The 11,428-nt window shown below is 45.5% G+C and carries 12 protein-coding genes; 9 read left to right on the top strand and 3 right to left on the bottom strand.

Annotated features, from left to right (window positions below):
- The coding region (locus tag H6F50_RS17815; protein ID WP_190429727.1) for an NCS2 family permease at positions 1-653 on the bottom strand (653 nt) is incomplete at its 3' end.
- Between the two features lie 105 nt (positions 654-758).
- On the opposite strand from H6F50_RS17815, the gene H6F50_RS17810 reads away from it, so the two are divergent.
- Positions 759-2,369 carry a phospholipid carrier-dependent glycosyltransferase gene (locus tag H6F50_RS17810; RefSeq protein WP_190429725.1) on the top strand — a complete coding sequence of 537 codons (1,611 nt, stop codon included), beginning with the start codon at positions 759-761 and terminating at the stop codon, positions 2,367-2,369.
- Positions 2,370-2,451: 82 nt separating this feature from the next.
- Here the strand turns inward: H6F50_RS17810 and trmB are convergent, their stop codons facing one another.
- On the bottom strand, positions 2,452-3,087 hold the full coding sequence (trmB, locus tag H6F50_RS17805; protein WP_190410421.1) for a tRNA (guanosine(46)-N7)-methyltransferase TrmB: 636 nt from the start codon (positions 3,085-3,087) through the stop codon (positions 2,452-2,454).
- A gap of 284 nt (positions 3,088-3,371) precedes the next feature.
- Between trmB and H6F50_RS17800 the strand changes: the two genes are divergently transcribed.
- From H6F50_RS17800 to H6F50_RS27670, 4 genes are all read left to right on the top strand, one after another.
- Entirely contained in the window at positions 3,372-4,472 is a 1,101-nt protein-coding gene (locus tag H6F50_RS17800) for a metallophosphoesterase (protein WP_190429724.1), read from the top strand.
- Between the two features lie 141 nt (positions 4,473-4,613).
- A complete protein-coding gene (locus H6F50_RS27680) occupies positions 4,614-4,742 on the top strand; it encodes a hypothetical protein (RefSeq protein WP_277877460.1) in 129 nt (42 codons plus the stop codon).
- 415 nt (positions 4,743-5,157) lie between these two features.
- Positions 5,158-5,898, top strand: coding sequence for an acyltransferase (locus H6F50_RS27675; RefSeq protein WP_190429723.1), 741 nt, complete (start codon positions 5,158-5,160; stop codon positions 5,896-5,898).
- Between the two features lie 101 nt (positions 5,899-5,999).
- On the top strand, positions 6,000-6,809 hold the full coding sequence (locus H6F50_RS27670) for an acyltransferase (protein ID WP_277879358.1): 810 nt from the start codon (positions 6,000-6,002) through the stop codon (positions 6,807-6,809).
- 116 nt (positions 6,810-6,925) lie between these two features.
- On the opposite strand, the gene H6F50_RS17785 is transcribed toward H6F50_RS27670, so the two are convergent.
- Complete coding sequence (locus H6F50_RS17785; protein ID WP_190429722.1) at positions 6,926-8,176, bottom strand: FIST N-terminal domain-containing protein; 1,251 nt, start codon at positions 8,174-8,176, stop codon at positions 6,926-6,928.
- A gap of 411 nt (positions 8,177-8,587) precedes the next feature.
- Here H6F50_RS17785 and H6F50_RS17780 point away from each other — a divergent pair, with 411 nt between their 5' ends.
- The 4 genes from H6F50_RS17780 to H6F50_RS17765 all read left to right on the top strand — a co-directional run.
- Positions 8,588-8,809 carry a Calvin cycle protein CP12 gene (locus tag H6F50_RS17780; RefSeq protein WP_190429721.1) on the top strand — a complete coding sequence of 74 codons (222 nt, stop codon included), beginning with the start codon at positions 8,588-8,590 and terminating at the stop codon, positions 8,807-8,809.
- Between the two features lie 457 nt (positions 8,810-9,266).
- A complete protein-coding gene (locus H6F50_RS17775; RefSeq protein WP_190410416.1) occupies positions 9,267-9,866 on the top strand; it encodes a DUF3177 family protein in 600 nt (199 codons plus the stop codon).
- Between the two features lie 92 nt (positions 9,867-9,958).
- Complete coding sequence (locus tag H6F50_RS17770) at positions 9,959-10,258, top strand: hypothetical protein (protein WP_190410415.1); 300 nt, start codon at positions 9,959-9,961, stop codon at positions 10,256-10,258.
- A 153-nt stretch (positions 10,259-10,411) separates the two neighbouring features.
- Positions 10,412-11,428: HAMP domain-containing protein (locus tag H6F50_RS17765; protein WP_190429720.1), on the top strand; the 1,017-nt coding region annotated here is incomplete at its 3' end.

Below are 11,428 nucleotides of genomic sequence, written 5' to 3'. Positions count from 1 at the left end.
AGAATCCCCGCGATCGCTACCAGTGTTTGCGGCTGTTGCAAGTTTCCCAAGGCGGTTTTCGTGACGGGGTTCGCCACAATAATCCCCGCACCCCCCGTTTTCGGATCGCCAGCCAAGCCAATATAAGCGATAAATAAACCAATTCCCGCCGCTGTCGCTTGTTTGAGGCATTCAGGAATGGCGCGGATAATTTGGCTGCGAATACTTGATAGCGTCAAGGCAATGAAAATTAGCCCCTCGATCAAAACGGCGCTGAGGGCAACTCGCCAATCAATTTTCAGTGCCAAAACGACAGAAAAGGCAAAAAAGGCATTGAGTCCCATTCCCGGTGCCAAGGCAAACGGATAATTAGCCGTTAATCCCATCATCAAGGTCGCAATGGCGCTGGAAATCGCGGTTGCGATCGCCAACTCCCCAAATAAATCTTGCGGTTTTTCCAGAAAAATGGCATTTGACAAAATTCCCGGATTGACTGCCAGAATATATGCCATTGTCATAAACGTGGTCACGCCTGCCAACACTTCGGTGCGAAAGTTGGTGTGGAATTCCTCAAATTTAAAAAATCGCGCGATCGCACCCTGCCACCCGGTCGGCGGGGGCGAAGATCCTTGACTGGCAACGACTTCAGTTTTGCTCAACTCATCCTTGTTCATTTTTTTGTCTGACACGCACTCTACTCAGAGTAAAGTTTTATTGAGAAATTTTTGGGATGATGCTACACAGTTTGGAAATGCCTTGAAGCGTTTGAGCAGGTTTTTATGTTCTTGTTTAACAAACGTTCTATCAGCCAACGGTGGTTCTGGATTGGAATGGCTGGCGTATTCTTGGTTTCGCTTGCCCTGCGTTTTTGGGGGCTGGAACGATTTAATACTTTAGTGTTTGATGAAGTTTACTATGCGAAGTTTGCCAACAACTATTTAACCCGGACTCCCTTTTTTGATGGGCATCCCCCTTTGAGCAAGTACATCATCGCCGTGGGGATGTGGATAGGCGATCGCTTACCCTTCGGGAAAGATACGATGAATGGGCTGACGGGTTCTCTACATTCGCCTTGGAGTTACCGTTGGCTAAATGCGCTGACTGGCTCATTTATTCCCTTAGTGCTGGGGGGAATTGCCTATCAACTCACTTATCGGCGCAGCTATGCGTTAATCGCTGCTATCTTTGCTGCCGCTGATGGTTTATTCCTTGTAGAGTCGCGCTATGCCCTAAATAACGTTTATCTAGTTATTTTTGGACTGATGGGGCAGTGGTTTTTCTTATTAAGTCTCGCGAATCAAGCGATGCAACGCTGGTTTTGGCTAGCGCTCGCCGGTATTTTTTTCGGGGCGTCCGTGGCTATCAAGTGGAATGGCTTGTGGTTTCTGTTAGGTGCCTACTTTATGTGGGGTTTTGCCTGGGCGATGCAATGGGTGCAACAGGCATCCGAAAAAGCGAGCAAAAAAACCGGAGAACCTGGGAGTCAAGGATCGGAGGAGCAGAGGCGATTTTTTCCTGATTCCTCAGTCCTGACTCCTGACTCCTCAGTCCTCAGCCCTCAGTCCTCAGTCCTCCGTCCTAGCTCCTCAGCCCTGACTCTGACCCCGTTACAAAACCTGACCCAGCTAAATTTACTGCACATTTTAGTGAATTTAGGAATCATCCCATTCCTTTTTTACGCCGTTATCTGGATTCCTCACATTCAACTCAACCCAGAATTTGGATTTTGGGAGGTGCAAAGGCAAATTCTGGCATACCATCAACGAGTGGGTGATGGGCCGACAATTCATCCTTACTGCTCCAGATGGTATACCTGGCTGTTGATGCTGCGCCCGGTGGCGTACTTTTACCAAACGGCTCAAAATACGAATACAGCGGTACCCGCACTTCCACCTTTACCGAAAGGGGTGGGTAACGTGATTTACGATGTCCACGCGATGGGGAATCCAGTGCTGTGGATTCTTTCAACGGCGGCAATTTTGCTGCTGCTGTTTTTGCTAGCTCAATACTTTTTGACTGGGAAAGGGTGGAAATTTACTCCAAGCGTTTCAACTTGGATTGCCTTGTACTTGGTTCTAAACTGGTTGGCGAATGTGCTGCCTTGGGTGCGGGTAACTCGCTGCACGTTTTTGTACCATTACATGGGAGCGTCTGTGTTTTCGGGGTTGGCGCTTGCCTGGATTGTTGATAGGTGGCTGCAAAGTCCGGCGCGTGAATTAAGAGCGATCGCGCTGACAGTAATTTTTGCGATTTTGGCAGCTTTTGTGTTCTGGATGCCAATCTATTTAGGTTTGCCCTTATCTCCAAGGGATTATCAAATCTTGATACCGCGCTTCAATGTTCGGTCTGTGCCACCTTGGTTACGCCAGTGGGTGCCGAATTGGATTTAGGAAAGTCTGGAAGGTTTAGGGTTGAGTAATGAGTTTGAAAATGCTCTCTTTTTCTAATCATTAAAAACTCAACCCTCAAAATTCAACTCCTGATAAATAAAGCGCGATAAACGGGTTCGCCGCGAGAAAGGGTACTGATTTCGCGCTCAGTTGGCACTGGCAGGGGATTTGTGTCTAACCAGTCATCGCCTCCCTGTCTTTGAAAGGCTGGGGAACAGGAGAAGCGATCGCGCATTTCCACTGCGATCGCCTCAACATCTGACTGAACACAAACTACTCCTCCACTAACCAGGTACTTTGCCAAAACTTCGAGCATTTCTGGCTGCACCACGCGGCGTTTGGCGTGTCGATTTTTAAACCACGGATCGGGAAATTGAATGGTGACGCGCTGCAAGGTGCCGACTGGCAAGGAACTCAAAATAGGATTTAATGAGTTATTGGCATTACAAAATAAGTAGTAAAGATTTTCTAATTGCGCCTGCTGTCTCCATTCATTGGCTTCTTCTACCAACGTTTCTCGAATTTCTAAACCCAGATAATTCCAATCGGGTTCTACCGTCGCCATTTTCAATAAAAACCGCCCCTTAGCGCAACCAATATCTAAATGCAGCGGCTTTGTCGGATCGGCATAAATATTCTGCCAGTCGGGAGGATTTACCGGCGTTTGATACTTGGCGGAAAGTGGATTAACGTGTTGGCGAACTCGGACGGGTGACAATATGAAACTCCTTTTTTGGATGTTAGCGATTTAGTAACTAATATTATTCAACACAAAGTTTTTCCCTCTCCCTAACTCTCTCCTACAAGGAGAAGAAACAGGAATATTTTAGCCTCCAGAGCGCATTTCGCCTCCCTTTCCTGGTAGGGAAGGAGGTTGAGGGTTAGGTTTTGATGCGAACTTGGCGCACTAACTGCTTCGCGTGCGGAAGAGAATGTACCAAAGGTTATGATCGACGGGGATCGCTATTATCACATTCCCTCATCCATTTTTGCGTTGGCGCTATGAGTCTCAATTTTCGTTTTGCTGTCATCAGCGACTTACACATTGCACTTCCTGACACGATTACGGATCATCCCAGCCGTTTTCACATGGTAGAAGTCAGCATCCCAGCATTGGAGATTGTACTGAGACATCTGGAACAACTCAACTTAGATTTTCTGTTGATACCGGGAGACTTAACGCAGGATGGGGAACCAGAAAATCATGCTTGGCTGCAAAAACGCCTCTTGAAGCTCCCTTTCCCCGTCTACGTGGTGCCGGGGAATCATGATGTACCCAGTTTACTCCCTACTGATAGCGCCATTGGACTCCAAGAGTTTCCCCGCTATTACCAACAGTTTGGCTACGAGCATCCGGAGCAACTGTATTACACGACTCAAATTCTACCCGGAGTGCGTTTAATTGGGCTGAATTCCAATAATTTTAGCGATCGCGGGAAACAGATAGGGCGTTTGGATGATGCTCAGTTGGCATGGCTGCAACAACATCTCAAAGAGATTAATGATGAGTTAGTGATGGTGATGGTGCATCACAACGTCGTCGAGCATCTACCCGGACAATCCACCCACCAGCTAGGGCATCGGTATATGTTAGAGAATGCGCCAGTGCTGCTGCAAATGCTCCGCGAGGCGGGGGTAAATCTAATTTTTACAGGGCATTTGCATATTCAGGATATTGCTCGCGATCGCGGTGTTTATGAAATCACGACAGGTTCTCTGGTTAGCTATCCTCATCCCTACCGGAGCTTGAACTTCCGCACCGATAACCAAGGCAAAAAATCCTTGCAGATTGAGTCGCATCGGGTGGAATCTGTCCCCCATTTCCCAACGCTGCCACAATTCTCACGAGATTGGATGGGCGATCGCTCGCTTCCCTTCATGCTCAAGTTGCTGACTGAGCCACCCTTAAATATCCCGATGACAGAGGCAGAGGGACTCGCCTCCAATTTACGCTATTTCTGGGCAGATGTTGCCAAGGGGGATGCTTTATTTGATTTCTCCCACTTCCCCCCAGTCGCAAAGCGTTATTTCGAGTCATTTGGCGCGATCGCTCCCGATGGCACCCCCGCCCTCATTGACAATTACACAACTTTATCTCTATAACCTAATTCATCAGCTCTTTGATCTATCTTTAGTAAGATGCTGTTCAATCTTTACCTTCAGTAAAGTGTCTCTAAAGTGCCATAGCATTGCTTAAGCTCATTCTCAGTCTAGATACAAGTCTCTAAATCCACGCTCTACATCGTGACCTTAGTAGTAGACCAACGAAACTGGATAGAAGAAAGTCGTCATAGCCATCGCGGAAGTGCCATGTTGTTTGCACCGATGGTGGAATTTAATGTGATGGCTGAAGTTGGAGATACTCCTCCTTAGTTAAGGCGGTTTAGAGGCGATGCCAGACGATTAGGCGATCGCAGTGAAAAGAAACTAAGCTAGTTTCCTAAAATTTTCAGGATTTTAGTAAGCATAAGTGAAAATTTTGCTTGCTCATAGTAACTATCTTTAAAGCCTATAGCTTAGGCTTCTAAGCTTCCTGGGGTTTGGGGGCATTGAAACTAACACGAGTAAGAGTCTGTTGTATCGAACGGGCATTACTTTTGAAATGACTGTAAGTTAACAACAACTCCAGCTTTTTCATAGAATCTTACCTCTGCTCGCTACCTTAGGTTGATGGCTTGAAGTCAAAGACAAGCTTGCTGAAGCTGTACTGATTTCGTTCAAGAGATAGTTACTCCTACAAATCATCAAATGTTAGTTTTCCTTAGGATGATTTTGGAGTGCATTTACCATGACTAACAACATAAGTGCTGAAAAATTTCAATCTTTATCACATTCCCGGTGGTCGCGGATGAACGAATTCCTCTTAATTACCTTAATAGGAGGAATTCGGCGACCGTTGGGTACGATGCTGCGAAGACTACTCTACCCAACAATTTTAGGTCGGGTAGGTAAAGCTCTATACATTCAAAGTGGAGTTGAATTGTTGAATGCTTCTTCTATTGAAGTTGGAGACAATGTCAAAATTCTTCGAGACGTTCGCCTAAACGCTAGCGGCGAAAACAGTAAGATTTCTCTGGGAGATTTAGTATGCCTCGATCGAGGCGTTGATATTAATGTTACCGAACGAGGTAACTGCAATATTGTAGTTGGGGAACGAACGCATATTTCTCCCTACACCTGTTTAGGTGGCCCAGGTCATATCAAAATTGGCAAATTCTGTTTAATCGCATCACACGTAGGAATTTATGCCAACAATCATAACTTTGCAGATCCTACAGTTTATATCTGGAAGCAAGGTATCACTTGCAAAGGAATTGTGATTGAAGATGACTGTTGGCTAGGCAGTGGAGTCAAAGTCTTGGATGGAGTCACCATTGGAAAGGGAAGCGTCATCGGCGCAGGCGCAGTTGTAACCAAAGATATTCCCCCTTACTCAGTTGCAGTTGGTGTTCCTGCTAGGGTGATTTCTCAGCGAAATAGCGTTTGCGAACGCGAAATAAAACAGGGAATTTTAGTTGCAGACTCTTAACAATTTAATTGAGAAGGCTATTTTAAATAGCCTTCCTGCTGCTGAGCAAAACTCAATTCCTGTTACAGATCGCTTGATATCTGTTATTACCCAAATCAGATTTGACAGAAACAGCAATGGACATTCAAAATTACCGTTATCCTTCCCAATGGAACCGTCAGAAAGAATCTTTATTCATTACATTTTTTGGGTGGTTCCCCTTATCAATCGGTTTAAAACTGCGAAACTTTTTTTACCGGAGTATTTTAGGCCGTATAGGTAAGTCTGTTTTGATTCAACCAGGTGTTGAGTTTATTCGCGCTGGTTGTATTGAAATTGGAGATAAAGTTAAAATTTTTCGGGGAACTCTCTTAGAAAGCGGCGACCAGAATAGTCGAATTTATCTTGAAGAGGAGGTGTCCCTAGGCAGAAATATTTATTTATATGCTGGTGGTCAAAACAGTAAAATTTGTCTGAAAAAGCGGGTTAGGCTCGACCGTGGTGTTGATATCAAAGTTATGCCTGGAGGTTGCATTGAAATTGGAAACAATACGTATGTTGGTCCATACACTTGTTTATCTGGCAGTCAAATCAAAGTTGGCAGAGACTGTTTAATTTCTTCGCATACCACCATTTATGCTAGCAATCATAACTTTGCCGATGCCACAAGTCCGATTGTCAGCCAAGGTGATACCTGCAAGGGAATTGTGATTGAAGATGATTGTTGGCTGGGAAGCAAAGTAACCGTCGTGGATGGAGTCACGATTGGTAAGGGTAGTGTCATCGGTGCAGGCGCAGTCGTAACTAAAGATATTCCTCCTTATTCGGTTGCTGTAGGTGTACCGGCTAAGGTTGTTTCCAAACGCAATGGTACGGCTGAGAATTTAGTAAAAGTTGGGGGTCTTAAACTTACCGATTCCAGCAACATTTAATTTAACTGTGCCGGAATTGTGAAACAAATAGTTTGGGAACTGGTAATCGGTAATTGTTTTTTCAGGAATTACCTGTTCCCCGTCTTGAGGTATAAAGTTTCCAAACTGTAATCAATTTATTTTTGGCGACAAATACCAAAGACTGAAGTGTATCCATGCAGGAAGGTACTTCCTCCTACAGGGCCAATTTCACCATTACAGAAGAAACCCGCCAGGGGGATGTCTTTTAGATAGCGACGAAATAGCTCGGAGTCAAAGTTAGGCTGCCCATAAAGCCCTTCTCCTCGCCCCAGGCAGGAGAACATCAAAGCACCGGCAGATGGAGAATCGTTAGGTGCCTGTTTTTGATAGCGCTGGAGGAGGAGTTCTAAGTCTTCTGCGGAGGTTAGGGCGTCTCGGAGGTGGAATTGGATGCGCTGACCGGGGCGGACGCGATCGCCAATTGCGATCGCCCCCACTCTAGGATCTACGCCCAGTAAGTTGCGGATCAAAAAATCTCCCGGCTCCAGGTTTAACTTAAATTCGTCCCCCACTAAGCCTACAAACAGCGAATGCTGTGCTAACTGTCGGTCTGCCTCGCTCAAATTCTCGATTAAATCCTGTAAGATTTCCAGAGGCGTCCCAGATTTTCCGGCACAGTCATTCACATTGGCACTATCCTCTTGGGGAGTCAGTTCCAGAAGAATATTTCGTTCTCCTTTCGTGATTCGATAAGGCTTCCCAATCGGGCGACAGCCCTGTGCCACAATTGTTTCCATTACAATATTGCCGCTTAAAGCGACGCCAACCGTTCCTTCGCGGTAGAGCTGGTAGTTACAAAATAAACCCGTGTTGTTACCCAAACTGCCAGTGCTAGCCAGTCCCCCCACTTTCACCGAGCCTGGATAAGCAAAATCCAGTCCTTGAAGTAAGTCATTAATCTTGGAAGAGAAAGGATCGGCTAACAAGATGAACTGGGGTTCATCAGCGGGTGATACGCCAATCAGGTCAACCCAATTATCCGGTGAGCTATCCAGGTCAGGCAGAGCATCGCTAGAAATCTCAAATGCGCGAACATTGACTCCAGGAAGATGAACCAAGCTAAGGCTTAATGCGGGTTCTTGTTCGACTTCTTCCACTTCGTCCTGCGAATTCATGCCAATGATGCCGCCGCCACCACAGCCAATCAGCGCTTTGATATTAAGTTGTTCTTGCAACAATGGCATCAGCCGTGAATATTCACTCGCATAGGCAGACGAGATGAACACCAGCCCCAAGTCAGCCGATGCCTGCAACGCCAGAGTCGTACGTTCAACCACTTCTGCCACTGCCGCTTCCAAAGACGGACGGGTTGATAAGGCGTTCGTCCACTTGATCTGCTTAGCCATAGGGATTACACAAAAATGCGCTTTTGTAAGCCAATGCTCTTGGGCGGATTGGCAGGGTATCAAAGCCTTATCATTACCCTAACACTCGCAAGGCACAGGTTGTAGAGTCCCTTACTTCAACCCTAGGGGAGGAGTTGGCGAGTGGCAGTAGCGCCTTAACATTAGTTAATATGGTGAAGATAACCATAGATTAGCCGGTTAAGTGTATACTGGCACCTCGGTGAGTCAGAAACGACCAAATCTTAAAAGATAAAGATCGATCCTGTTCAGGTGCTGTCACTTGCTGATATGACAAAGAAAGAACGACTGAAAACTTAGAGTCAGCGAGCAGAACACCTGATTGGAGATTACCGATAACGGTCGAAATTCACCAGGTTTCCTGAATTAAAACAAGAAACGGGGACGAGAATTATGAGCAACATCCAAGACCAAATTGAACAAGAGCGCGAGCAAGCCCGGACTGTGTGCGATACAAAGGGCGCAGGTTCCGGTGAGTGTGCGGCTGCCTGGGATGCCGTTGAAGAATTGCAAGCAGAAGCATCCCATCAGCGGGACACCAAGCCGAAGAATTCTTTGGAGCGGTATTGTGACGCTAACCCAGGAGCAGATGAGTGCCGGGTCTACGAAGAATAATTTAATCTGGTGCTAAATGTCACCAGCCCGAGCTGGTGTTCGCCGCACAAATTCACCGGATAAATTTCCGGCACTTAACAAGCAACAAGAACCTGATTGAAGTCGTTCGAGTTGCTTGTTTTTTTGTTTTGTGTAGCTATTTATACGAATACTTGTTTGAATGCGACAGATGCGATCGCTCTGAAGCGGCTTCTCGCGTAAGCCAAAAAAGTAGCGCAGGGGTTTCCCTGCCCCTACTGAGCAATCGGGAAACGAATCTAAGCTCCCTGCCCCCACAAGTGAAAAAGAAGCAGTTTTGGAGCGGGAAAGTAAAGATAAGGGAAAGAGAAAAAATTCCCTTTCCTCAAGTGTAGGGAGCTGTTGCAGGCAATTAGAGCAACGAGATTCGTTGAGTGGCAGTTGCACCTAGACAGTTAAAATGAGTGGGTAAAATTCCCCTTTCTGCCATACACAGCCAATGGACAATGACAACCTCTGGTTTCGACCGTTAGTTTGGATGGACTACCGACTAGCGCTACTATTTACTGTTATCATTCCGCTGATTCTGCTGATCTGGGCTTTTATCCAGAAAGCCGATGCAATGGTGCGCTTGTTAATCATCTACTGGCGGGTTTCTAGTCTACTGGCGATTACAATTTACTTGATGATTGCTGGATGGCCTATTTCCTACGTGTCGTCTTTCTTTGCCCGCCTGTTGATTCCCATATCACTCTGGTTTTGGGTAGATATCAACGATGAAATTGACGATCAACCACTGCGTCCTCTAAAGCTAGTGCTAACAGCGTGGCGTTGGGCTGTCAGTGTTTATTTAACATTGGGCGCTTTAGCTTTCCTTCCTTTCCTGTCTTGTGCATTTTCCCCAGGAGCAATCCAGAAACCATTTTGTGACGTTTGGTTAGAAGCACCTAGGATGTACAAACAGTATTTCCATCCCAGTTATACACCTCGATTTTTAGGCTTTTTGGCGATGGTGGGATTGGTGATTTATGTACTTTACTTGAGTTATTTTGTCTTGATCCGGCTGGGCAAGGAGGGACGCTCAGCAATGGAACAGTAAAAACAATTAAAAATTAAAAATTAAAAAATATTGATTTTTTAATTTTGGCTTTTTAATTGTTTGTCCTTAACCTTTTACACCCCGCATCAAATATGAGTAATGCTGTTGGGCAGCGTCTAGAGCGATACACCGCCAAGCGCCCTCATGAAGTCCTGGTTGTCACGGCTGAAATTGCTGGAGAAGAAGACAAAATTGCCATCTTTAAAGGATATTCTAGTTCTTTGATGCGCCCAACAGCGTTCGATCCGGATGTGCCGGTGCTACCAGATAAGGCATCGATTATCTCTATTGATAGAGTTCTTTCCCCTTACAATCCCGAAACTCCCCAGTATATAGAGCAAGGATTAACTTGGGAGACAATCCAACCCTTGTTGTTAGAGGCGGGAGTTTAATCAACCAGTTAGTTTAGCTTTGCGAAAGCTAAGGAAGTAGGTAAGAAATAAACATTAGCGGCTTAGGTCAGACAAAATCTAATATTTATCTATTGTTAGATTAAATATTTTTAAGGGAAAACTATCATTGAGTATCCCACTGGAATTTCGACTATGCCATCTCCAGACGCTAGCTTTACCCCACACGAACGGGTCGTTGCTGCTAAGTCTGAGCCACAAAGCCAACTCAGACCCCCAGAACCTTCTCCAGACTGGGCAAACCGATTGCTCCATCGTCTCAGTATCCGAAAGAAAATTGGTTTTGGATATGCCCTAACTCTGGCTGTGGCGATTGTAGGAACCGCCATAGGACGTACGGTAGGAGATTATTACTATGAAGATCAATCTAGGGAGAATCTAGAGAGGGTACATAAGGAAACACTTCTTTTCAATGACTTGAGGTTTAACGTCCTAGAGGCACGAAACCACCAGCAACAATTTATTTCTTTAATATCGCAACCAGAGGTATTTAGGGAACACTATGCTCATTTCATGGAGCATAAAGCGGAGGTTGAGAATCGGCTATCTGAAATCAGAGCTTTAGCAGATAGAACTAATCGCCGGGATTTGAAGCAATTTCTTCAAAATAACCAGAATCCGGTAGAAAGTTACTTTCAGCAAGTAGAATCTCTCCTTAAAAAAATTAATGAGTTGAATTTAAAAACGCAGGATGTTTCAGCCGCACAGCAGGTACTGATCGCTTTTACGAATAATAAAGTAGCTACTGAGTTTGACAACTTTTCAGAAGACGTAGAAATCTTAATTACAAACGCTCACAAGGCAGAAGAAGAAGCCTATGAGGGTCTAGAAAAGGCAGAAAAGGTAGGAACCCAGGTTACGATCGCTGCCATGCTACTGTCGAGTGCGATCGCAACCGCGATCGCCATTTATACCAGTCGCGCGATCGCTCATCCGATTGAAGCAGTTACTAAAGTAGTGACTCAAGCGAATGAGGAAGCTAATTTTGACCTGCAAGCTCCTGTCCTTACTCAAGATGAAGTTGGAGTATTAGCGATTTCCTTCAACACCCTCATTCAACGAGTTGCAAATTATACTCAAGAATTGGAGTTCGCTCGCCAGACTTTGGAAAGACGGGTAGCAGAACGGACTGAAGAACTAGAGGGCAAAAAT

Source organism: Coleofasciculus sp. FACHB-712 (genome assembly GCF_014695635.1).
In the GTDB taxonomy this organism is placed as follows: Bacteria; Cyanobacteriota; Cyanobacteriia; order Cyanobacteriales; family FACHB-T130; genus FACHB-T130.
This window is presented reverse-complemented; position numbering and strand designations above follow the sequence as displayed.